Origin of the sequence: Haloarcula sp. Atlit-7R (assembly GCF_003666065.1) — an archaeon.
Taxonomy (GTDB): Archaea; Halobacteriota; Halobacteria; order Halobacteriales; family Haloarculaceae; genus Haloarcula; species Haloarcula taiwanensis.
The window spans coordinates 239,767-263,019 of sequence record NZ_QXIK01000004.1; the positions used below are offsets into that span (position 1 = coordinate 239,767).

At 63.0% G+C, this 23,253-nt stretch carries 17 protein-coding genes; 13 read left to right on the plus strand and 4 right to left on the minus strand.

Features of this window, described 5'->3' with window-relative positions; all coding sequences use genetic code 11:
- Positions 1-8: 8 nt before the first annotated feature.
- The 3 genes from D3D01_RS11290 to D3D01_RS11300 all read left to right on the plus strand — a co-directional run bounded on the left by D3D01_RS11290 (position 9) and on the right by D3D01_RS11300 (position 3,067).
- Positions 9-272, plus strand: a complete 264-nt coding sequence (locus D3D01_RS11290; RefSeq protein ID WP_101350132.1) for a hypothetical protein — start codon at positions 9-11, stop codon at positions 270-272.
- A 64-nt stretch (positions 273-336) separates the two neighbouring features.
- Complete coding sequence (locus D3D01_RS11295; protein ID WP_121512258.1) at positions 337-2,538, plus strand: DHH family phosphoesterase; 2,202 nt, start codon at positions 337-339, stop codon at positions 2,536-2,538.
- Positions 2,539-2,578: 40 nt separating this feature from the next.
- Entirely contained in the window at positions 2,579-3,067 is a 489-nt protein-coding gene (locus tag D3D01_RS11300; protein WP_121512259.1) for a cupin domain-containing protein, read from the plus strand.
- A 3-nt stretch (positions 3,068-3,070) separates the two neighbouring features.
- On the opposite strand, the gene D3D01_RS11305 is transcribed toward D3D01_RS11300, so the two are convergent.
- Positions 3,071-4,963, minus strand: coding sequence for a methyl-accepting chemotaxis protein (locus D3D01_RS11305; protein ID WP_101350129.1), 1,893 nt, complete (start codon positions 4,961-4,963; stop codon positions 3,071-3,073).
- A 360-nt stretch (positions 4,964-5,323) separates the two neighbouring features.
- Positions 5,324-5,458 carry a hypothetical protein gene (locus D3D01_RS24830; RefSeq protein WP_255410433.1) on the minus strand — a complete coding sequence of 45 codons (135 nt, stop codon included), beginning with the start codon at positions 5,456-5,458 and terminating at the stop codon, positions 5,324-5,326.
- 107 nt (positions 5,459-5,565) lie between these two features.
- Between D3D01_RS24830 and D3D01_RS11310 the strand changes: the two genes are divergently transcribed.
- From D3D01_RS11310 to D3D01_RS11345, 8 genes are all read left to right on the plus strand, one after another.
- A complete protein-coding gene (locus tag D3D01_RS11310) occupies positions 5,566-7,221 on the plus strand; it encodes a tRNA uridine(34) 5-carboxymethylaminomethyl modification radical SAM/GNAT enzyme Elp3 (protein WP_121512260.1) in 1,656 nt (551 codons plus the stop codon).
- 338 nt (positions 7,222-7,559) lie between these two features.
- A complete protein-coding gene (locus D3D01_RS11315; protein WP_233563326.1) occupies positions 7,560-11,624 on the plus strand; it encodes a CARDB domain-containing protein in 4,065 nt (1,354 codons plus the stop codon).
- 110 nt (positions 11,625-11,734) lie between these two features.
- A complete protein-coding gene (locus tag D3D01_RS11320) occupies positions 11,735-12,781 on the plus strand; it encodes a hypothetical protein (RefSeq protein WP_121512261.1) in 1,047 nt (348 codons plus the stop codon).
- Between the two features lie 71 nt (positions 12,782-12,852).
- The gene (locus tag D3D01_RS11325) at positions 12,853-13,887 is read left to right on the plus strand and encodes an NAD(P)/FAD-dependent oxidoreductase (RefSeq protein WP_121512262.1); all 1,035 of its coding nucleotides are present in this window, start codon (positions 12,853-12,855) and stop codon (positions 13,885-13,887) included.
- A 36-nt stretch (positions 13,888-13,923) separates the two neighbouring features.
- Complete coding sequence (gene rqcH / locus D3D01_RS11330; protein WP_121512263.1) at positions 13,924-16,071, plus strand: ribosome rescue protein RqcH; 2,148 nt, start codon at positions 13,924-13,926, stop codon at positions 16,069-16,071.
- Positions 16,072-16,116: 45 nt separating this feature from the next.
- Positions 16,117-17,148: an AIR synthase family protein gene (locus D3D01_RS11335; protein ID WP_121512264.1), complete on the plus strand. Its 1,032-nt coding sequence runs from the start codon at positions 16,117-16,119 to the stop codon at positions 17,146-17,148.
- 144 nt (positions 17,149-17,292) lie between these two features.
- Entirely contained in the window at positions 17,293-17,994 is a 702-nt protein-coding gene (locus D3D01_RS11340) for a DUF4013 domain-containing protein (protein ID WP_121512318.1), read from the plus strand.
- A 60-nt stretch (positions 17,995-18,054) separates the two neighbouring features.
- Positions 18,055-19,122 carry an mRNA surveillance protein pelota gene (locus D3D01_RS11345; RefSeq protein ID WP_121512265.1) on the plus strand — a complete coding sequence of 356 codons (1,068 nt, stop codon included), beginning with the start codon at positions 18,055-18,057 and terminating at the stop codon, positions 19,120-19,122.
- 323 nt (positions 19,123-19,445) lie between these two features.
- Here D3D01_RS11345 and D3D01_RS11350 read toward each other — a convergent pair whose 3' ends face one another.
- Positions 19,446-20,228 (minus strand): winged helix-turn-helix domain-containing protein, encoded by a 783-nt coding sequence (locus D3D01_RS11350; protein WP_121512266.1) that lies wholly within the window; start codon positions 20,226-20,228, stop codon positions 19,446-19,448.
- A gap of 128 nt (positions 20,229-20,356) precedes the next feature.
- Between D3D01_RS11350 and D3D01_RS11355 the strand changes: the two genes are divergently transcribed.
- Positions 20,357-21,019, plus strand: a complete 663-nt coding sequence (locus D3D01_RS11355) for an HAD family hydrolase (RefSeq protein ID WP_014040419.1) — start codon at positions 20,357-20,359, stop codon at positions 21,017-21,019.
- 212 nt (positions 21,020-21,231) lie between these two features.
- Positions 21,232-22,389: an ATP-binding protein gene (locus tag D3D01_RS11360; RefSeq protein ID WP_121512319.1), complete on the plus strand. Its 1,158-nt coding sequence runs from the start codon at positions 21,232-21,234 to the stop codon at positions 22,387-22,389.
- On the opposite strand, the gene D3D01_RS11365 is transcribed toward D3D01_RS11360, so the two are convergent.
- Positions 22,386-23,138 (minus strand): MBL fold metallo-hydrolase, encoded by a 753-nt coding sequence (locus D3D01_RS11365; RefSeq protein WP_121512267.1) that lies wholly within the window; start codon positions 23,136-23,138, stop codon positions 22,386-22,388. The genes D3D01_RS11360 and D3D01_RS11365 overlap by 4 nt on opposite strands.
- Positions 23,139-23,253: the final 115 nt, after the last annotated feature.

Here is a 23,253-nt window from a genome sequence, read left to right on the forward strand (position 1 = left end):
TCTCCACGATGCTCAGTATCGACATCGACCAGTTTATGCTGGAACTCAAAGATGGCGCGTTCAAGAGCGTTGGCCCGTCGAACAAAGAAGCGACGATCAAGATGTACGACGTGGAAGGCGTCGACGTTCGAGAGTACGGCGACAAGCGCGTCAAAATTGCCTTCGAAGACGAACAGGGGAGCGAAATTGAAGTCGCTCTGTTCCCGGAGCAGGCGAAAGCCGTCGCTACAGGGCTTGAGATGCTCGAAGAAGAGAGCGAGATGTTCGAATAGCGGCCCCGTTCCGTTCGTCCGGAATTCGACAACCGTTTTAGGCCCGACATGCTTGCACCGTGTAATGGGTTCGTGTATCATCTGCGGCAAATCTGTCGAAGGACGCATCTGTGACCTCCACGAGGAGGACGCCCTGTTCGAGTTCCGTGGCTCGCGTGCCGACCAGCTATCGGTCGACCGCTACTACCGCGGCAGTGTCGACGGCTTCGCCGAGTTCGGCGTGTTCGTCGACATCGGCGACAGCGTAACGGGGCTGCTCCACCGGAGCGAACTGGACCAGCGGCTCGATTCCCTCGACTGGGAGTCGGGCGACACCGTCTACGTCCAGGTCAAGAACGTACGTGACAACGGCAACGTCGACCTCGGCTGGTCGATCCGCCAGTCCGAACGCGAGTTCCGCGGCGTCCTCGTCGACGACCCGGAAATCGGTCACTCCGTCCTGCTTGAGAGCGAAGACGACGAAGACGAAGCACAGTCCGACGACGGCTCCGACGAGGTCGAGTCCGAATCGACAGCCGACGAGTCACCAAGCCAGAGCGACGACGAATCGAGTTCGGACGACGACGCCGGCACGAGCCAGTCTGAATCCGAGAGTACCGCAAGCGCCGGTGCTGTCAGCCGGGCCAACGACGCCGACCGCGTCGAGGGCACTGCGGCTGTCGGTGGCAACGACGGCGGGTCGAACACCGCTGCCGTCACCGAGTCCGGCGACGAAGCCGTCGCGGAGAGTGAGGAGCAGACGGACGGGGCGACTACCGCCGAACCGGTCGCCGCGGATATCGGCGACCTCGACGACCACGTCGGCGCGGACGTTCGACTGGAAGGTGAAGTCGTCGGTATCCGGCAGACCTCCGGGCCAACGGTATTCGAACTACAGGACGAGACCGGTACCGTCGACTGTGCGGCTTTCGTCGAGGCCGGCGTCCGTGCCTACCCCGAGGTCGAGGAAGACGACTACATCCGACTGTCAGGCGAAGTCCGCGAACGTCGCGGTGAACTGCAGGTCGAGACCGAGGAGCTCGATGTCCTCGAAGCCGAGGAGCGCGAGGAAGTCGAACAGCGACTTGCCGACGCCCTTGACGACGAAGCCCGACCTGACACGGCCGAGCCGCTCGCCGGCGATACGGCGGTCGCGAACCTCTCAGAGGAACTAGTCGAAGCGGCGACCCAGATCCGGAAAGCCGTGCTGACCGACCGACCGGTCATCGTCCGCCACGCCAACACTGCGGACGGCTATCTCGCCGGCACCGCGCTCGAACGCGCGGCACTCCCGCTGGTCACCGAGCAGCACCGCCGCGCCGACGCGAAGTATCACTACTTCGACCGGCGACCTATCGAGGGCGGCGTCTACGACATGGACGACGCGACGAAAGACACGACGACGATGCTGGACAACCGGGAGCGCCACGAGGAGAAGCTCCCGCTGTTCGTCTTCGTCGCCGCCGGTGGCACGCGTGAGAGTCTCGACGGCTTCGACCTGCTGAACGTCTACGGCGCGCCGAGCGTCGTCATCGACGACATCGACGTCGACGGCGCGGTCGTCGACACGGTCGATGCTGTCGTTTCGCCGTCCGCTGACACCGTTTCCGAGACCACGTCGACAGCGCTCGCAGCCAACGTCGCTGCACACGTCAACGAGAACGTTCGCGACGACCTGCAATACCTTCCGGCTGTGAGCTTCTGGGAGGATATCCCCGAGCCGTACGTCGACGCCGCCAGCGAGGCGGGGTACGACGAGACCGCGGTGTCGGAGCTCCGCGAAGCCGTCGCGCTGGAGGCCCACTACCAGTCCTACGAGGACAAGCGCGAACTCATCACCGACCTCGTGTTCGGTGACGACGAGGAGGATGTGGGCGGCTTGGCCGGCCACATTGCCGAGCAGTTCCGCGAGAAGGTCGACGAAGAGGTGTCCACCGCCCGTGCCAACCTCGATCACCGGACCGTCGGCGATGTCGACATCGCCGTCCTCGATACGGACGCGTTCACCCACCAGTACGAGTTCCCGCCGGAGTCGCTCCTGCTCGATGAACTCCACCGGGATGTCCGCGACGAGAGCGACGCCGTGCTCGGCATCTCGACGGACACGATGTATATCCGTGCCAACGGCGAGCTGGACCTGCACGAGCTAGTCAACGAGGTCCGCGAGCGAGTTCCCGAAGGCGGCGTCGCGACGCGGAGCGTCCGCGAGGGGACCATTCGCTATCTGGCCGGCGAACGCCCGGCCGTCCTCGACGCCACGCTGGACGTACTGGCCGACGAACTGTAGCGCAAGAGGCTTTTTCTCTCTGCTGGCAGTCTGACCGGGCATGAGCGACGGCCCCGTCAACGAAGCTGACCTCGGCTGGACCGACCACGACCACGGCGACCGGACGTTCAAGCGCAAGCAGATCGGTGACGCCGCCGGCGGTGAGCAACTCGGTGCGAGCCTCTACGCCGTGCCGCCGGGCAAGCGGCTCTGGGTGCGCCACTACCACGAGGGCAACGAGGAAGCGATATTCGTCCGTGGCGGAACGGGCACACTCCGGCTCGGTCCTGAGGCCGAAGAACACACGCTAGAACGGGGCGATTACGTTGCGCTCCCGGCTGGCGAGGAGAGTACACACGAAATCGAAGCCGGCGAGTCTGAACTCCGACTGCTGATGGTTTCGACAATGGAGGAGCCGGACATCACCGTCTACCCCGACCGGGAGATGGTCGGGCTGTACGCAGGGTCGCCCCCTGGCGGCGAGAAAGCAGACCGGACGCTGTCGACGTATCTCGATATAAACGCCAAAAAGGAGTACTGGGACGAGTGAATCTTAGCGGCTGCCGACTTCGAACTCGGACAGCATCGTCTGGAGCCGCTCGGACTGCTCTGCCAGCGATTCGATGCTGGCGCTGACCTGCGACATGGACGCGGCCTGTTCCTGTGCGGTCGCGGAGGCGGTTTCGGTCTCCGCGGCGGTCGCCTCGCTGATGTCTACGGCTTCCTCGACCATCGACACCGCTTCCTCAGTCGTGGCGGCCTGGTCGTCCGTCGTGTCGCTGATTTCCTGAATCCCGTTGTCGGTCGCCTCTGCGTTCTCGGCGACTTGCGTGAACGTATCGACGACCTCCTTGACGGCTTCCGTACTCTCCTGCATATCCTCCTTGGCACCCCGTGCCTCCGTGACCGTGGTTTCGGTCTGCGCCTGGGTCTCGGCAATGAGCTGTTCGATTTCGGTCGCCGAGGCTTGCGTCTCCTCGGCGAGCTGTTTGACCTCGTCCGCGACGACGGCGAACCCGTCGCCGCCCGACCCGTTCCCGGCCCGTGCAGCCTCGATGTTGGCGTTCAGGGCCAGCATGTTCGTCTGCTCGGCAATGTCGCCGATGAGATCGACGATCTCGCCGATTTCGGCCATCTTCTCGTCCAGCCGCTCCACGTTTTCGACGGTCGAATCGATGGCGGTCTGGACCTCCCGGGACCCCGCAATCGCCTCCTGTGCCGTCTCCTCGCCGGTGTCCGCTATTTCGGCCGTCTCGCGGGACCGCTCCGCGACGGTCTCGGCGGACGCGGCGACCTCTTCGACGGTCGCCGACAGGTCAGTCATCTCGCTGGAAACGGTTTCGAGCATCTCACGCTGGTCGACCGCCCCGCTGGCGATGCCCTGAATCGACTCGCTCATGTCCTCGCTGGCCTCCGTTGCCTCGTTGGCACCGGCCGTGGCCTGATCGCTCGTGGACGCAACCTCCTCTGAGAACGCCTGTATCTCTTCCATCGCAGACTCCGTCTCCGTCATCATCTGATTGAACGACTCAGCGATCTGTGCCATCGCTTCGTTGTCGGCCACGTCGGGGTCGACGCGAACCGTCAGGTCACCGTCGGCAGCGGCCGCCATCGCCTCGCTGAATCTGCTGGCTGTCTCCTGGAGTTCCGTGTTTTGCCGCTCGGCAGCCTGCATTTTCTCCTCCGCCTTCTCGCGGGCCTTCTTGGCTTCGGCGCGTTGCCGCTCTATCTCTTCTTGTTTGGCCTGGAGATCGTCAATCTCCGAGGCGCGCTGTTCGGCCTGTTCGAAACGCGCTCGCGATTTCTCGCGTGACCGCTCAGTCGACACCCAGTTGTTCACAAGGGCGACACACAGCATCAGGACGAACCCTCCGTGGATAAGCCCCCACACCCAGGGGTTGTTAATCGCTGCCGTGTGGTTGTAAACGCGACTCGGGTCGATCGTTCCGAAGTAGCCGTGGGTGAGAACCACGTACGCCAGTCCCCATAAGAACGGGACCCAGTCCTCGTACACGGCGACCATCGCCATCCCGACGAAGAAGTGAAAGTGGGCTTCAATATAGCCGCCGGAGAACTGGACGAGAGCGAGCGACGAAACGAACACACCCGTGACCGAGAGAATCGTCCTGACACGCCGCCTGAATCGTTTGATGAGGCTCCCCGCCGACAGGGCGAACACAACCCCACAAAGCAGGAGGACCCGAGGCAGCGCGGTAGCGGGGATCTGCGCTTCAGCTATCGGAGTCGACCCGCTGTAGACTCCGAGCCCGAACAGAAACGGTATGTGCAGCAACGTCACAAGCACCACGCTCCGGTGTCGGTTACGCCACTGTTTGTCCGGGATTGTCGACCCGTCTGGGATATAGGATACGAAGCTTTCTAGCCGCTCGACTGGGCCTGGATTGCCGTCTGTTGGCTGCCCAATATCTCCCGTTGGCTGTGCCATATGTACACATGGTACGACTATCACAAATTAACCCTTTCGCGCAGATTATCAGTCCCTGAACTGGCGAATAACCACGGAACAGACATATTGAAGAGCTTATAGCCGCCCCTGAAGTCGGCACCGTCTGCTGTTTACGTTTACAGGCGGGCGTGGTGTTCAGACCACTCACAACCTACGGATTACCGATAGCGGTTTCAGCTCGGTAAGACCGTGTATGTGCACTCACTCGGGGCACTCAAACACAGAAGGCTCGTCCAGAAGTATCAACTGAAATAATAGGAGGGGGCTCTCTGCGGTCAGGAACTGACGTTTTAGCGGCTGTCTCAAATGCTTACTTGCTGCCGGCTACCTCGGGGCCCGCTACGTATCGGTCCCCGAGACAGACCTGACTGCCTTCTTCGCACCGTAGTATGCCCACTCCGCACTGTAACAGAACACGCACCCGCGGAAGGCCGGCCGGTCAAGGCTCCCGGTGTCGTCCGTTTCGCTGCTCATACGTCTACTTGGTGTGACAGCACAATGAACCCCACGGCCACCCCCGTCGCTGACGATACCCGAGCGACACGCTTATTCGGCCGAGGAGCCGATTTCGCACAACGCCGATGAGCACGGAGACGCCGGACCCAGACGAGACAGAGACCTTCCAGCAGGTGTGTGCGGAGCTGGTCGACCGGATTCTCGCAGGCGAGGTCGAACGCGACGACGTCGAATCAGCCAAGATTGATGTCTGCCGGGAGTACTCCGCGCCGAAAGTGCCAAAAAACTCCGAACTACTCGATTACGCGCCACAGGAGCACCGCGAGGTGCTGGAGGAGGTGCTCCAGCGCAAGCCGGTTCGGACCGCCTCAGGCGTCTCCCCTATCGCCATCATGACCTCGCCCGAGCGGTGTCCCCACGGGAAGTGCCTGTACTGTCCCGGCGGCCCCGACTCGGAGTTCTCCTCCGCGCAGTCATACACTGGGCACGAACCCGCGGCCGCACGCGGGGAACAGAACGATTATGACCCGTACGGTCAGGTCACCCTTCGGCTCAACCAACTGCGGGAGATCGGCCACCCCGTCGACAAGGCCGAACTCATCGTGATGGGCGGGACGATGACGGCCCGGAGCCACGACTATCAGGAGTGGTTCGTCAAGCGGGCCTTGGAGGCGATGAACGATTTCGACGTGGACGCGGAGCCGACGCCCGCAGAGGACGTGAGCTTCGCCGAGGACGACTACGAGTTCCGCTATCTGGAGGACGTCATCGCCGAGAACGAGGCCGCCGACGTCCGAAACGTCGCCACGACCTTCGAGACAAAGCCCGACTGGTGTGACCCTGAACAGATCGACCGGATGCTGGACCTCGGGGGCACGAAAGTCGAGGTGGGCGTCCAGACGACCTTCGAGCGCATCAACCGCGAGATGCACCGCGGCCACGGCGTTCAGGCCTCCATCGACGCGAACCGCCGGCTACGTGATTCGGGGTTCAAAGTCGGTTTCCACATGATGCCGGGCCAGCCCGGGATGTCCAGGGAGATGTGTCTGGAAGACTTCCGGCGCATCTTCGAGCAGACCGACTGGCGGCCGGACTACCTCAAGATATACCCGACGCTGATCGTCGAGGGAACCGTCACCTACGACTGGTGGCGCAAGGACGAGTTCGACCCGCTTTCCAACGACGAGGCCGCTGAGCTGGTCGCCGAAATCAAAGACATGATCCCCCGCTACACTCGCCTCCAGCGCGTCCAGCGGGACATCCCGGCGGACTTCATCGAGGGCGGCGTCTGGAAGTCCAACCTCCGCCAGCTCGCCTGGCAGCGGATGGAAGAACACGACTGGACGTGTGACTGCATCCGCTGTCGCGAGGCCGGACACAGCGACGAGGCCGCCGAGAACATCGAACTCGGCGTGATGACCTACGAGGCCTGTGGCGGCACGGAACACTTCATCTCTTTCGAGGACTTCGACAACGACGTACTCGTCGGCTTCTGCCGGCTTCGGTTCCCGAACGACCCGGTCCGCCGGGAGCTACAGGACGCCGCAATCGTGCGTGAACTCCACGTTTACGGCAACGCTGTCGGCGTCGGGCAGGAAGGTGACGATGACGACCACCAGCACAAGGGGTACGGCAAGAAACTGCTGGAAAAAGCCGAGGCACTGGCCCGAGACGCCGGCTTCCCGAAGCTGGCCGTCATTTCCGGTATCGGCGTCCGGCAGTACTACCGGGAGAAACTCGGGTACAAGCAGGACGGGCCGTACGTGAGCAAGCGTCTCTGATGGCTTTCTGATCCGCTGCCCGGGCATGTGACCGAGCGTCCTGTCGACAGAGTGTGGCTGTGGAACCATGCTGTTGTGTGTTTGGCCAGCAGGAGTTGCTGCATCGCGCGGCAGGAGCCAGGCGATGAGCGAAAGAACGGCCGGCGTTTGAGGGACTATATGTATACCGACGCGCCAGCCCTGTGGGCCGGGCGCGGCGAACGGGCCATTACCTATAATGCCGGGTCTCGGCCCTTATTAGACCAGAACCGGCGGTAGCGGACAGTATACGCGATAATAGTACCTTACTCCGCGATTCGTTCCCGCTAACTAATTACCATACTGTCATCGCCCCTCCCATGGGTAAGAGTACGGGCCTGTGGCTAGCAGCGATGACGCTACTGGCTGTGGTTGCGGTGTCGACGGCCCCGATGTTTGGACCGGGTGTCGCAACGGCAGCCAATCACGAGACAGCGACTATCGAAGTGACCGACGCGTCAGCGACAAAAACCAACAGTTCTGGGACGTACGACACGCCGTTCTCAGTCGTTTCTGGCGTAGGGTTTCAAGTGGCGTTCACGGCTGAAAACTCCGGGGGCGTCAACGGCACGAAACAGGTAACGGTCACGGCAGACGACGAGGAACTTAAGCAAGTCGACGTTGCCGTCGACGGCGGCCGGCAGAAGACGGAGAGCGTCCCAATCACGCTTGATGACACGGGCGAATACGACCTCGCCGTCGACGGTGTCTCAGCCGGGACGGTGACCGTCGTCGAACCGCCGAGTATCACGGTCATTGAGACGGCCGTCAACCGAACTACGGTCACGCGAGGTGAACACATCGAAGTAACGCACACGCTGGAAAACACCGGCGGGAAAACCGGCGCGCTGACCATCACACCGACGCTGAAGAACACGGACACCGGAGAGTCTCAGATGGTCAACGAACTCGATGTCGAGGTCGGTGGCGGCGACACGGAAACGGCTTCGTGGACGCTGGACACCGGGACCTTCGACGATCTGTCTGCCGGGGAATACGAACTGCAAGCTGGTGGGGATTCGAACCCGACGATCACCATTGAGGAGTCCACTCGGTTCACCGTCGAGTACTCGCAGCTAAGCGACGAATCGACAGTAACGGATGAGCCAGTCGAACTCACCGCTCGGATGGCAAACCCCAGAGACGGAGACGGCTCGGCGACAGAGACGGTCGTGCTGCAGGCTGACGGCATCGAAATCGCCACCCGGACCGTTGAAATCGAGAACGGCGAGACGGAGACGCTGACGTTCTCGCCGACCTTCGACACCGAAGGGACGTATGCCCTGAGAGTAAACGGCGAGTCGGTCGGGTCTGTCGAAGTTGCGGACGAGGCCTCGATTCAGGTTCGGGACGCCGGGCTCATCGACACCCAGGTCAATACTGACACGGACACGGGCGGCATCGGGACCCGTGAGCCGGAGCTGTGGGTTACGGTGGAGAACACTGGTGGACAGGCCGGAACGATAACGCTGCCAATCGACGTCGGCGGCACGCAGGTCGGACAGGAGTCGACGACGGTTCCGGCCGGAGAGACAGTCAACGAGACACTACTCTATCGACTCGACGGTGCTGTTGACGAGGGTGACCACGAAGTCACGGTCGGAGATGTCACCGCCGGCACCCTGACCGTCGGCCAGCCCGATATGCAGGTCACTGATGCGAGCTGGAACCGAACGACGGTCACCCGGGGCAACGCGGCAGAGCTGACAGTAACGGCCAGGAACGACGGGGCCGTGACCGCAGAGCAGGAGTTCTGGATCGAAACGGAGACCGAAGTCGTCGACACCGTCTCGTTCGACCTTGCCCCGGGCGACTCCGGGACGGAAACGTACGTGCGAACGTTCGATGAGCCCGGGACGTACCAGTTCACGGTCGGGAGCGAGACGCAGACGGTCACAGTGGAGCAGCCAGCGACGTTCGAGGTATCTGATAGGGCGCTGAACACGACGAGTGTGAGCGAGGGCGAGAGCGTCGCGGTGACTGCAACGGTCACAAACACCGGCGACCAGGCCGGTAGCTATGAGGTCCCGCTTACCGTCGCTGACGAACGGAAAAATGCCGCGGAACTGCAACTAGAACCTGGAGAATCGACGACCGTCTCGTTCACGGAGCCGTTCACTGCCGTCGGCGCATACCCTATCGACCTTGACGACGGGCGGGTCGGGACGGTCCGCGTGTCTGAGGCGGCAACGTTCGAAACCACCGCTGTCGACTTGAACCGAACGGATGTCATCACCGGAGAGTCGATAGCGGTCACCGCGACCGTCCGGAACGAGGGCGACCAGCCCGGGACGGCCGATGTGCGGTTGCAGGAAGATGGTACCACGATAGATACGCAATCGGTGACACTCGACGGCGGCGAGGAAACGACCGTCACGTTCGTCCAGTCGTTCAGCGATGCGGGGACGCGAGCCATCGCCGTCGACAACCAGTTCGGGGCCCGTGTGACCGTCACTGAGCCGGCGACGTTCGAAATCAGCAACGCGGCGGTCAGTAGCGAATCCGTGACCCAGGGTGGCGCTGTCGAACTCAGCGCGACTGTAACGAACACCGGTGGGCGGACGGGGAACGTCACGGGCACCTTTTCAGTCGCAAATTCCGTCGTTGAGAGCCGGGAAGTGACCGTAGCCGGCGGCGAGGCGACGGAAATCACGTACGAACACGTCTTCAACAACAGCGGGAACTACGTGGTTGTTATCAATGGCGAGCGGGCGGGCACGGTCACGGTCAAGGAGCCGGCGGCGTTCGACACGGCCGCCGTCGAACTGAACCGAACGACCGCCCGGACAGGCGAACCCGTGGCGGTGACTGCCACAGTCGTCAACAACGGTGACGAGACGGGAACCTCCCCGGTTCGCCTCCAGACCAACGCTGATATCGCGGACACGACGAACGCCACGCTCTCGGGCGGACAACAGACCGAGGTTACCTTCGTCTACGTCTTCGAGAGTGGCGGCGAGTACAACGTGGCGGTCAACGGTGACTCTGGCGGAACTATCTCAGTGACACAACCCGCGACGTTCGAGGTCCGCGACGCAAAACTGAGCAATCAGTCCGTCGACACCGGTGAGTCAGTGGACGTGACAGCGACTGTCGCAAATGTCGGCACGGAGAGTGGGAATTACACCGCGGCGCTCGCAGCGAGCAATCAGACACTCAAGTCCAAAACCATCGGTCCGATTGTCGGCGGAGAAACTGCAACTGTGTCATTCAGCATCTCCTTCGACAATGAGGGCAACCGGTCGCTCTCTATTGGCAACACCCCTACCGAAACGCTCGCCGTCGAAGCTGAAGCCAGTAGTGACGGTGGCGGCGGAGGCGGTGGTGGCGGAGGCGGCGGTGGTGGTGGCGGTGGTGGCGGGTTCGATTTCGATGATGACTCGGACGAGACCGACACTGGCGGCGGCGCAGAGGCACCCGCTATCTCCCAGTCCAAGATCGATAACGGGGTCACCGTCCGGGTGTCCGCCGACGCTGCGAACTCGACGGTCTCCCAGTCGCTGAACCGCTCCGGGCCGTCCGAGACCGCGCCGGTGATCACTCTCTCGGCGCTCTCGCTCAACGTGACTAATGACAGTGCTGGGTTCAACACGACACTGCTTGGTCCACACGCCACGCCGAACGACATGGCCGCGGTTCAGGAAGACGGTGTGCGCGGGTACGTGACTGTCACCTCCGGCGCGAATGCGTCTGCCGTCAGCCGGGCGACGTACACGCTGCAGCTCAACGAATCGGCGCTTCCGGACAACGGGTCGATGGACGCGGTCCGGGTGTATCAGTACCACAACGAGTCCTGGAGTCAGCTACCGAGTACGGTAAACGGAACGAACAGGTCTATTCGGGCGACATCGCCAAACCTGGCAACCCTTGCTATCGTTTCCCCGGTCGCTAATGGGTCCACCCAGACGACAGTGGCGCCCTCGACGAATGCATCGGCGCCGACGCCCGCCGAACTCACCGTTGCTGATGCGTCCCTGATGGCTGATTGGGTCCGGGCTGGCTTCAACACGTCAGTGCGAGCGACAGTCGAGAATCCGAGCGACGAAACCGTCGAGCAGGCACTGACAGTCACCGTCGGCGGCGATTCGGTCGCTTCTCGGACCGTTCGACTCAACGCCGGCGAACAAACTACTGTGACGATAGAGTTCGAGGCTGTCGACGGCCCAGTCGCAGTCAACGGCGTCAGTGCCGGTGACCTCCGCGTCGGCTCAGATGCTGCCCAGAGCACGGGCGGATCCGGGGCTGACGAGACTGGTGAAAGCGGTGGTGGCGCAGAGCCAGCCGCCGAAACGGTCGCAGCGTCCGGCCCGGGATTTACTGTTCAGCTAGTCGCAATCGTGTTGGCGCTGATCACCGGTTTCGCCCGCCTCCGTCGACGAGTGTGAGGCCCCAGCCGACAGAGACGTTCTATCGCTCCTGTTTCAGTGTCGGACGGACGACCTTACCGGCGGTTTGGCTGCTGCGTAACTAATCCTTTACTCACGTACACCACTGTATGAGCGGGGCCAGAACACTCTGTACTGCCGTCGCCGTCGTTTTTGCCATCGCTGTGTTCGCATCTGTCTTCGCCGTCGGCGGCGTGGTCGCTTCTGACGCCAGTCCACAGAGCGGGACTGACGGTACAGCAAGCACACCCGGGACCGCCGTTTCGTCTGTTCTCGACCGCCACACAGGGACACTACTCGGGCAGGTCAACGGGACAGACACACCGGATGACGGTGAGCAGACTGACGAAGAGACCGAGGAGCCGACTGAAACTGAAGAACCCACAGAAACTGAGAGGACAGAGAAGCCGACCGAGACAGAGGGGCCGACTGAAACCGAGGAACCTACAGAAACTACGGAGACAGAGGAACCGACCGAGAACGGAAGCCGGGAGGAGACAAACGGCGACGACGGCGCTGACCGAGGCGATTCTGACGACGATGACGGGAACTCCGATGATTCGGACAGTTCAGGCGATAGCTCGAATGGTTCAGACGACGGGGAGAACACGACTACACAGAACACGGCGGGCGGCGGCGCGCCTGCTGACAACACGGCCGGTAGCGAGAACGGAACCGTCGGGTTCGGGATGGAAACTGAAGCGGACACCGACGGGGCACCCACGCCGACCGGGCAGGGCAGCGCCGATGTCCGGATTTCGGATGCGTCACTGTCGGCTGACTGGGTCCGGGCCGGGTTCAATACGACTGTGCGAACAACAGTAACGAACACTCGCTCGCGGCCGGTCAACGAGACACTGATTGTGACAGTCGACAGCGAACCCGTGGCACGGGACCGAGTGGCGCTCAACCCCGGCGAAGAGACCGTCGTCGAGACCGAGTTCGAGGCGGTCAACGGAACCGTTCGGGTCAACGGCAAGGCCGCTGGCCCGCTCACCGTCGAAAACCAGTCCCTTTCCGGAGCTGCTAGTGACGACCGGGCAACGACCGCGGCCCAAGGCCCCGGGTTCTCACTCGCGCAGGCGGGCGTCGCTATCACGATACTCACGGTCATCTGCTGGACGCGTCAGGGCTTCCGGCGCGGCCGGGGCCGCTGAATCGGACCACTGGCGGGCGGTCCGAACTGCTTGTGTGGTGGATTTTTACTCGTACCGTCCGACTGGTCAATATGGCTCGTGACCTCGCCGTCGTCGGTGCCGGCGCTGCCGGTGCGGCGGCAACGTACGCGCTCCACGACGCGGAAGTCGACGTAACAGTGTTCGAGAAGAGCCGCGGCGTCTGCGGGCGCGCTGCGACCCGGCGACAGGGCGACTGCACGTACGAGTACGGGGCGAACTATCTCAAGGCAGACGACGGCCGCGTGACGGAACTGGTCACGGAGACGCTCCCGACCGAGGGACTCGTTGATATCGAGGAACCGGTGTATGCGTTCGACAGGACCGGCGACATCGATGTCGGCCGGGACGCCGACGAACACAAGTGGACGTACGAGGCAGGCATTACACAGATTGCAAAACGGCTGTTCAACGAGACCGACGCCGAGATAGAGAACGGCGTTCGGGTCGAGCGTCTGGAGCGACAACGCGACGGCTGGCAGCTTGAGGACGACGACGGAGCGGACCTGGGGCATTTCGACGCCGCGCTGCTGACACCGCCAGCCCCACAGACGGCTGACCTGCTGGGGCAGTCGCGGTGGGACCACGACGACTGCCGGGAACTTCGGCAGGAGATCGCGTCGGTCCCCTACCGAACGGTCATCGCTGGGGTGTTGCACTATCCATTCGAACTCGACGTGCCGTGGTACGCCGCGGTCAACAGCGATAAGGACCACGACATCGGCTGGATCGGCCGCGAAGAGTGCAAGGACGGCCACGTCCCAGACGGCGAGTCTCTGCTGCTGGTCCAGATGAACGAGCCGTGGTCGATTGCGAACTACGACGAACACCCCGACTCGCTCGTCGACGACATCGCCGCGCGGACGGCGCGATTGCTCGGCGACGACCGGCTGGCCGACCCCGACTGGGCCGACCACCAGCACTGGCGTTACTCCCAGCCCGAGGGCGAAGTCGACCACGACCTGCTGTCGTGTGCCGCCGAGCACGACCTGCACTTTGCCGGGGACTGGGTGGCCGGCGAGGGTCGGCTCCACGCGGCCCTGCGGAACGGACTGGAGACGGGCGAGGCAATCGCCGACGGTGGGTAACGGAACGCCTTTGGGTGCCCGCCGACAGCCACCGACATGGACCACAAGCGGGAACTGACGAGCGTCGACCTCGCCGCCCTGGAGGGTGAACTCGCCGGCTACGAGGGCGCGAAGCTCGACAAGGCGTACCTCTACCCCGAGGACGACCTCGTCAGACTGAAGCTCCGGGACTTCGACCGCGGGCGCGTCGAGTTCCTCATCGAGGTCGGTGACGTCAAGCGCGCTCACGTTGCCGACCAGAGCCACGTCCCCGACGCGCCGGGTCGGCCACCGGACTTCGCCATGATGCTTCGGAACCGGCTTTCGGGGGCCGACCTCGTCCGCGTCGAGCAGTTCGAGTTCGACCGCATCATCGAACTGGAGTTCGACCGAGAGGACGCGTCGACGACCATCGTTGCAGAACTGTTCGGCGACGGGAACGTCGCCGTGCTGGACGAACACGGCGAGGTCATCGACTGTCTGGAGACGGTGCGGCTCAAGTCCCGAACCGTCGCGCCGGGGACGCCCTACGAGTTCCCGTCGGCGCGATTCAATCCGATGACCGTCGATTACGACGGCTTCGTCGCCCGTATCACGGAATCCGACGCCGACCTCGTCCGGACGCTGGCGACGCAACTGAACTTCGGCGGCCTCTACGGTGAGGAGCTGTGTACCCGCGCCGGCATCGACTACAACGTCGCCGTTGACGAACTCACCGAGTCCGACTTCCAGCGGCTGTACGAACTCGTCGACGAGATGGGGACGCGCCTGCGCGAGGGCAACGTCGACCCGCGGGTGTACTACGAGACGCTCGACGACGGTGCAGACAACGGAGGGTCCGGCGATGACCTGGACCGCAGGCGCGTCGACGTGACCCCGATTCCGCTGTCGGAGTACGAGGAACTGTACAGCGAATCCTTCACGGAGTTCAATCCCGCGCTGGACGACTACTTCTTCAATTTCCAGCGGGAGGAGGAAGTCGAGGGCGGCGAGACACAGCGTCCGGACTTCGAGGCCGAAATCGAGAAACAGAAGCGCATCATCCAGCAGCAGGAACAGGCCATCGAGGACTTCGAGGCCGACGCCGAGGCCGAACGGGAGAAGGCCGAACTGCTGTACGCCAACTACGACCTCGTCGACGACGTGCTCTCGACGGTCCGGGCCGCCCGCGAGGACGACGTGGCCTGGGACGACATCGAAGCGAAGTTCGACGAAGGGGCCGACCGCGGCATCGCGGCCGCGGAGGCGGTCGTCTCGCTGGACGGCAGCGAGGGGACGGTGACGCTCGACATCGACGGGACGCGGGTCACGGTCGACGCGTTCACTGGCGTCGAGAAGAACGCCGACGAACTGTACAAGGAGGCAAAACGCATCGAGGAGAAAAAGGAGGGTGCGCTCACCGCCATCGAGAACACGCGCGAAGACCTCGAAGCGGTCAAGAAGCGCCGCGACGAGTGGGAGGCCGACGACGGCGAGGACGAGGCCGAGGAAGACGATAGTGAGGACGAATCGACTGACTGGCTCTCGATGCAGTCCATCCCCACTCGGTCGACCGAGCGCTGGTACGAGCAGTTCCGCTGGTTCCATACCTCGGACGGCTTCCTCGTCATCGGCGGCCGCGACGCGGACGACAACGAGGAACTCGTCCAGAAGTATCTGGAGGGCGGTGACAAGTTCTTCCACGCGCAGGCTCATGGCGGCCCGGTCACGGTTCTCAAGGCCACCGGCCCCAGCGAGCCGTCCAAGGAGGTGGATTTCCCGCAGTCGTCGCTGGACCAGGCCGCGCAGTTCGCCGTCTCTTATTCTTCGGTCTGGAAAGACGGGAAGTTCGCCGGCGACGTGTACATGGTCGACCCTGACCAGGTTTCGAAGACGCCCGAGAGCGGCGAGTACCTGGAGAAGGGCGGCTTCGCCGTCCGCGGCGACCGGACGTACTTCGAGTCCACGCCGGCCGGCATCGCTGTCGGCATCACCTGCGACGACGAGACGCGGGTCATCGGCGGCCCACCGGCGGCCATCGAGGGACAGGCTGCAACGAGTATCACCGTCGAGCCGGGTCAGTACGCCCAGAACGACATCGCCAAGCGACTCTATCGGGAGTTCAAGGACCGCTTCGCCGATGAGACGTTCGTCCGGAAGGTGGCCAGCCCGGACCAGATACAGGAGTTCCTGCCGCCCGGGGGCAGCCGAATGACTGAGGACTGACGATGTCGGAGCAGAGAGTACACCGCGTCGGAGGTGACTACCTGCATGAGTGACCTCGGGAAAATCGACCGCGAACTGTTCGATACCGTCATCTACCCGGAACTGGGCGCGGACCGAGAGGATGTGACGCTGGGGCCGACTCACGGCATTGACTTCGGCGTCATCGACGTTGACGGGAAGGCGCTGGTCACAGCTACCGACCCGCTCTCTGTCCTCCCCGGCTTGGGGTTCGAGCGGGCCGGTCGGTTCGCACTCGACGTGGTGCTGGCCGACGTGGCCGTCTCGGGCGTCCCGCCGTCACACCTCTCCGTGACGTTCACGCTCCCGCCCGAGATGACCGATGACGAACTGGCGGCGATGTGGCACGGCTTCGCCGGCCGGGCCGAGGAAGTCGGCGTAAGCGTCGTCGCCGGCCACACCGCCCGGTATTCGGGCGTCGACTACTCCTGGGTCGGCGGCGCGACGGTACTCGGGGTGGGGTCCCACGACGACGTCGTCCGGCCCGACGGCGCGCGACCGGGCGACAAACTGGTCGTCGGCACCGGCCCCGCCGCGGAGGTCACGGGCCTGTTCGCCCGCCTCTTCCCGGCGCAGATCGGACTGTCGCCCGACCGAATCGCCACCGCACAGGAACGTCTGGCTGACACCGCACTCGTTGAGGACGCGATGGCCGCGGCCAGCGCCGGCAATGTGACGGCGATGCACGACGCCACTGAGGGCGGCATCGTCGGTGCGTTCATCGAGATGGCCGACGGTGCGGGCGTCCGCTTTGACGTGGACAGCGACGCGATGCCGGTCGCCGACGGCGTCGATGCCCTCTGTGACGCCCTCGACATCGACCCCTGGCACGTCAGCAGTTGCGGGACGCTGCTGGCCGCCGTCGACCCTGCGGACGCCGACAACGTTGTCAGCGCGCTCCGGGACCGGGGGACACCGGCCGCCGTCGTCGGCGAGGTGAGCGAGGGGACGGGGCTGTACGTCGACGGTACCCAGCGGTCCCATCCCGGAGCCGACCCCTCGTGGGAGGCGTTCGCGCGGCTGCAGGCGGCCGCGGACGGGGACCCCAACAGCCGCTGACTCTACCGCCGCGTTTACGAGTGTTAGCACTGCACACGTACTGGTATATATAGTTGTAAGTTGTATTATAATTTGATGTGACACCTCGTCGCGACTGACGTGGCACCGGCCACGCCGGCCAGGCTGATGTCACGGAGTACCATCATGTTCCAAGAAGCACTCTCGTATCCACGAGACAGTGACAGCGCAGTGAAAACCATCGCCATCGGGGGCGTGCTGCTGCTCCTGAGTTTCCTCGTCGTACCGGTGTTCTTCGTTCTCGGCTACATCACCCGGACGCTCCGGGCGGTGTTGAACGGCGAAACCGAGCCACCGGTGTTCGACGACTGGGGCGACCTCGGCATGGACGGCCTGAAGGTGTTCGTCATCGGATTCGCCTACTCACTCATCCCGGCGGCCATCGCTCTCGTGGCGGTGTTCACAAGCGGCGCGACGCTGGGGCTGGGCGGCAACGGGACCGGAAGCGGACTGGCCGTCGCCATCATCGTCCTCGTCGCAACGCTCGCGATGACTGTGCTATCGCTCGTTATCGCGTACGTACTCCCGGCCGCAATCGTTGCGTACGTCCGGACGGACGCCATTGCGGCGGCGTTCGCACCGGATGAAATCCGCCGGCTCGCGTTCAGTCGGACCTACGCTACCGGCTGGCTGGTCGCGTTCGGTATCAGCCTGCTCGCCGGTGTCATCATCGGCGCGCTGAACGCCGTCGTCATCGGCGCAGTGCTGGCTCCCTTCGTGACGTTCTACGCGAACGTGGCGGGGACCTACGCAGTCGGGACCGCCGTGCGAGACATGCCCGCCGTCGACGCTGGCGATGAGACGCCTGACGCACAGCCTGCGGCCTGACCCGGACCGTCGGCGCATCGAATGGCAGAACACTTGTGTCCCTGAAGCGGACGCTTCAGTATGCAAATACCGAGCCAGGAGACCACCGCGGAAGGGGCAGAACGCATCGAGGTGGTCCCAGAGACGCTGGATGATCTCTGGCATCTCTCGTATGTCATCGAGCCCGGGGATCTCGTATCCGGCGACACGACGCGGCGCATTCAGCGCAACGACGACAACCTCCGGGACAAGGGCGGCGAGCGCGAACCGATGTGGATTCAGATCGAGGTCACCGACGTGGAGTTCGCGAAGTTTGCCAACCGGCTCCGCGTGGGCGGCGAAATCGTCGACTGCTCCCGCGAGGACCAGCTCGGTTTCCACCACACGCTCAACGTCGAGGAACACACCGAACTCACCGTCGAGAAACACCTCAAGCCCGACCAGGCCGACCGACTGGAGGAGGCCGTCGAAGCGACGGAGAATCCTGACGTTGCGATTGCAACTGTAGAGGAGGGCGAAGCACACGTCCACACCGTCGCCCAGTACGGCACCGAGGAGCGGGCGACCATCACCTCGACGACCGGAAAGGGGGAGTACGCCCGTCCACGGAAGGAACTGTTCGACGAGCTGGCGTCAGTCCTCAAACGGCAGGACGTGGACGCCTACATCCTTGCGGGTCCCGGCTTCACCAAACAGGACGCCCTGGACCACTTTCAGGACGAGATTCCCGATATCGCCGAACAGATTACCGTCGTAGACACGTCGGCCGTCGGCGACCGTGGTGTCCACGAGGTGCTCAAACGCGGTGCCGTTGAGGATGTCCAACAGCAGACCCGCATCGCCGAGGAGGCGGACTACATCGACGAACTGATGGAGCGCATCGGGTCGGGTTCGGAGGTGGCCTACGGCCCGGAGGAAGTCGCCAAGGCGGCCGACTACGGCGCTATCGAGACGCTGCTCGTGCTCGACGAGCGGCTCCGACTGGAGCGGGCCGGCGAGGGCGACTGGGACATCGACGTCGACCAGATCATCGAGACGACAGAGCAGAAAGGCGGCGACGTGACCGTCTTCTCCGCGGAGTTCGCGCCCGGCCAGCAGCTCTCGAACCTCGGTGGCATCGCCGCGCTACTTCGGTACCGACTCGATTGAGACCGCGTACCCACGATACCTGTATGTTATTTTTCATCTCGCCGGTGGTTCCCCCGAAACAGCTCTATTGAAATCCTAATGATTCGACATTATCGCTACCGAAACAATCGATAGGTGGGTGTGTATTGACCGGAACGGGATCAGAATTTCTCATCTGGTGACTATTTAAACAAGACCAGCAAAGTGTGTGAGATATTTTGGTTATCACGAGAGGAGTCAGTGCCCGACACAAAGAATCGTTCCTCACGCCGTCAGTTGGGCGTGTGAGCGTCTGGTACACGATCATGAAGTTCTTCGGGGCGAGACCTTGTCGGGGAGTTTCCTTAGCGCGGCGTGGCGGTCGCCTTGATTTCGTCGTACCTCTCCGCTGCCCACCGTCGGAGCTCCGATTGCGACGGTGCTGCTATTACCGAGTGGGTTCGCATTCGTTCGTCGAACGCTCCGAGTAGCACCGTCTCGTCGATAATCCCAAGTGCGTACTCCGGGACCGAACCCGACTCGTAGAGTGTGATGTTTTCAGACGCCCCAATTGCGTCGAGCGTCTCGTCGTAGTCAGGGCTCGCAGATTCGTACCCTGATGGAGGTGCGACGACCTCAAGTGTCAGATCCTCGTCGATACACTCCTGGAGTGTGTCGATGTAGAGCGGATTGATGGTCGGCACGAATCCCTTGACGCAGGCCGCACCCATCACGTTCCGGCGGACGTGGTAGAGCGGCTCGAACGGAGTATCGGTCGTCGATATTGTAATGTCGCATGACATGAGCGTGTCCGGACCGATTGGGAGTTCGGCCGGGAACCGCTCGAAGAAGGGGCCGACCGAGGCTCCAAGTTCGACCGTCGAAAGCGCGTTTCTGACCGCTTTGCACGCGATCTCTCCCGCTACGGTGACCTCGTATCGATTCTCCGTAACGACTTGGGAGATGTACCCCTGGTTCTCAAGGGCAGTAAGATTCCGCCGAAGCGTTGACCGTGGGAGGTCAAGTTCCTCTCCGAGTGTGTCAGACGACGCCGCACCCTCCGAAAGCGACCGCAGTAGTCGGTACCGATTCGGAGACGCGATCAAGAATTCAAGTCGTTCCAGCGCGGTCTCGCCAGAACGATTCATAGTCTATCACTACCGGTATGACACTTCTGCGTTTCGGTACGTCGTGTTCACCCCATGAGCAGTACTCACCCTCTGAACGTATCCCACCAGATAGCGTTATACATTTGATGTATCATATACTATTTAAGATGAGCTACGACGCGGTACTGTTCGACTGTGATGGTGTCATCGTAGAGATGCCCGACAGGACGGTTATGACGGAGGCGATGCGCCGTGTTCAGCGGCGGTTTGAACTGTCCGACCCGCCCGAACAGATGGTCGCCGACTTCTTCCGGGGCAATCTTTCGTCTATCACCGAGCGCTGCCGGTCGGCTGGAATCGAGCGCGATACCTTCTGCGCCGAGGCCGCCCGCGAAGGAGTTCGGGCGCAACTAACCGAGATCCGGTCGGGGCTCCGCTCAGTATATGATGACGTCGCCGCCGTTAAGAAGTTGAACTACCCGATGGGTGTAGTTAGCGACAACCACCCGCACGTACTCTCGTTCCTCCTGGGGCGGTTTGACCTGACCAGCTACTTCGAGACGGTGAGAGGCTGTCGGTTCACGCCGTCGGGGCTGGAACGTCAGAAGCCCAACCCGCATAACGTCCAGGCTGCGCTGGAAACGTTGGGTGCTGAGAGCGCTTTGTACGTCGGTGATCAGCAGATCGATGTCAAGGCGGCTGATAACGCCGGCATCGACTCTGTACTGCTACGACGTGAACGTCCGACTGAGAGTGGGATTGACGTTGCACCGACATACGAGGTGTCCTCACTCTGGCAACTCCACAACATCTTATCCCAGCGCGACTGATGCCGCTGGTCGGCTCCAACAGTCGTTCTATTGGCTGGTAACTACTCAACCAATCTTGACCATTCAGAGTGATCGATTAATGTTAGCTCTGTACTGAGCGATTGAGCACGCAAAACTATCAACTGCTGAGGGTTTCAACAGAGCCCCCGAAACCGTTTTTTGCCCCGCTCACTATTGCTACGTAGTTCCAATGTCTGCGAGGAGTGGGTGATATGTCGTTCGAAGAACAACAGGACTTTGCCAGACAGGTCGCCGACCTGAACAAGTACGGGCAGGCGCTCAATCGGTGTGAGTCCGTCGACGAGGTCGTTTCCCTCACGCTCGAAGCGATGTCGCTGCTGTTCGAGTTCTCCTACTCTACGTTCGTCGAGGTTCGTGACGACGACCTCCGGGTCGTCCACAGCACGAACCCGAATCTCGTTCAGGGCGAGCCACCCAGTGACCTGGCTCGACGGGCGCAGGAGGCCGGCGAGACGCTCGTCGAACAGGGCGCTGACGCCGCTGTCACGGCCGACTCGGACGTGACGGGTGCGCTGGCTGTCCCGGCCCGGATGGGTGACGAGGTGACAGCGGTGTTGGTCACACGGTCACAAACCGTCGAGGAGTTCGGGGACGAGTACGTCAGACCGATGGAGATTCTCGCGACCCACGCCGCGACGGCCATCTCCAACATCCGCTCCCGCGAACGGTTAGAACGGGCACACCGTGATTTAGAGCGGCGAAAAGAGATGATCGAGATGTACGACCGGCTTCTCCGCCACGACCTGGGCAACGACCTTCAGGTCATCGCCGGGTTCGCCGATGTCGTCGCGGGACAGGTCGACGGCCAGACCGAGGAGTACGCCGGCAAGATACAGCGCGCGGCCGAGAGCGCCGCCGACCTCATCCACCGCGTCGGCGATCTCGTTTCGACGCTCGAAGCACAGGACAACCCGGAGCCACAGGACCTCGCGACGGTCCTCGGGGACACAGTCCGGGATGTCAGAGCCAACTACGGATCACTGACTATCGATTTCGAGCCGTCAGCGTTCGAGTATCAGGTGTACGGCGGCGATTTGCTCGACTCGGTGTTCACGAACATCATGTCCAACGCGGCGGTCCACAACGAGGGCGAGGTACACATGCGAGTGGCCCCGGTGGAAACCAGCTCCGACGAGATTACCGTCTGTTTCGAGGACGACGGGAACGGTATCTCGCCGGACCTGCGCGAGAATATTTTCGAAATGGGTGTGAAGGGGCAAGAGAGTTCGGGGACCGGCTTCGGCCTCGGGTTCGTTCGGGCGCTGACCGAGTCCTACGGTGGCAGGGTCAGCGTGGCCGAAAGCGACGCGGGCGGGGCCGAGTTCCGCGTCACGCTCGAACGCGTCTAGCTGACTGTTATCGTCAGACCGTCCTCGGCGAACTGCACGTCGCCGTCGTAGCTGTCCGCTATCGACTCCAGCATCTCCTCGTGTCGTCCCTCCGTGTGTGGATACAGGTGGGTGAGGTACACACGCCCGACCTCGGCGTCGGCATCGCGGAGCGTCGCTCCGAGCGTCGTCGGCGTCGGGTGGTTCGATACGTCCACGTCGTCCGGGAACGAGCAGTCGTGGACGAGCACGGCCGAGCCATCGGCGAACTTGATGAGGTCCGTGAACGCCTCGGAGTCAGCGCCGAGCGTTATTGCCGGTCCGTCATCGACAGAGAGCCGGTAGGCGAAACACTGCATCGAGTGGCGCGTCTCGCAGGTGTCGCCGCTGAACCCCGCCAGTTCGAAAGGTCCGCCGTCGAGGTCCCTGAGCGTCAGGTCCAGCCGGTCCTGCATGTAGTCGTGTGTGTCGAGGAGGTCACGAACTAGGTCGCTTGTCCCCGGCGGCCCTGCGATAGTGAGGTCCGTCTCACCGGCCAGCCAGCGGGCCTTCATCAGCACGTCGAGGTCGGAAACGTGGTCCAGATGGTGATGTGTCAGCAAGACGGTGTCGACGCCTTCGTACCCCGCATCTGTTCGGGCCAGTGAGTGCAACACGCCGCTACCACAGTCGACGAGCAGCCGGTGTCCGCCGCGTTCCAGTAGATAGCCGGACTGCATTCGAGAGCCAGTTGGCATGGCGCTTCCGGTGCCGAGAAACGTGAGACGCATACCGGACGACAGCGAGCGAACAGACAAAGGGTTGGTGTCTGGGGGCACACGTCGGCAGGGGAACCACCAGGGAGCGTCAGCGGAGTGAGGGCGGTGGCCGTCGGCGGGGACGGGG

Bases quoted from the DNA above. Each gene is read 5' to 3' on its own strand.
- D3D01_RS11290 (WP_101350132.1), top strand. From the start codon at position 9: ATGCTCAGTATCGACATCGACCAGTTTATGCTGGAACTCAAAGATGGC.
- D3D01_RS11295 (WP_121512258.1), top strand. From the start codon at position 337: ATGGGTTCGTGTATCATCTGCGGCAAATCTGTCGAAGGACGCATCTGT.
- D3D01_RS11300 (WP_121512259.1), top strand. From the start codon at position 2,579: ATGAGCGACGGCCCCGTCAACGAAGCTGACCTCGGCTGGACCGACCAC.
- D3D01_RS11305 (WP_101350129.1), bottom strand. From the start codon at position 4,963: ATGGCACAGCCAACGGGAGATATTGGGCAGCCAACAGACGGCAATCCA.
- D3D01_RS24830 (WP_255410433.1), bottom strand. From the start codon at position 5,458: ATGAGCAGCGAAACGGACGACACCGGGAGCCTTGACCGGCCGGCCTTC.
- D3D01_RS11310 (WP_121512260.1), top strand. From the start codon at position 5,566: ATGAGCACGGAGACGCCGGACCCAGACGAGACAGAGACCTTCCAGCAG.
- D3D01_RS11315 (WP_233563326.1), top strand. From the start codon at position 7,560: ATGGGTAAGAGTACGGGCCTGTGGCTAGCAGCGATGACGCTACTGGCT.
- D3D01_RS11320 (WP_121512261.1), top strand. From the start codon at position 11,735: ATGAGCGGGGCCAGAACACTCTGTACTGCCGTCGCCGTCGTTTTTGCC.
- D3D01_RS11325 (WP_121512262.1), top strand. From the start codon at position 12,853: ATGGCTCGTGACCTCGCCGTCGTCGGTGCCGGCGCTGCCGGTGCGGCG.
- rqcH (WP_121512263.1), top strand. From the start codon at position 13,924: ATGGACCACAAGCGGGAACTGACGAGCGTCGACCTCGCCGCCCTGGAG.
- D3D01_RS11335 (WP_121512264.1), top strand. From the start codon at position 16,117: ATGAGTGACCTCGGGAAAATCGACCGCGAACTGTTCGATACCGTCATC.
- D3D01_RS11340 (WP_121512318.1), top strand. From the start codon at position 17,293: ATGTTCCAAGAAGCACTCTCGTATCCACGAGACAGTGACAGCGCAGTG.
- D3D01_RS11345 (WP_121512265.1), top strand. From the start codon at position 18,055: ATGCAAATACCGAGCCAGGAGACCACCGCGGAAGGGGCAGAACGCATC.
- D3D01_RS11350 (WP_121512266.1), bottom strand. From the start codon at position 20,228: ATGAATCGTTCTGGCGAGACCGCGCTGGAACGACTTGAATTCTTGATC.
- D3D01_RS11355 (WP_014040419.1), top strand. From the start codon at position 20,357: ATGAGCTACGACGCGGTACTGTTCGACTGTGATGGTGTCATCGTAGAG.
- D3D01_RS11360 (WP_121512319.1), top strand. From the start codon at position 21,232: ATGTCGTTCGAAGAACAACAGGACTTTGCCAGACAGGTCGCCGACCTG.
- D3D01_RS11365 (WP_121512267.1), bottom strand. From the start codon at position 23,138: ATGCGTCTCACGTTTCTCGGCACCGGAAGCGCCATGCCAACTGGCTCT.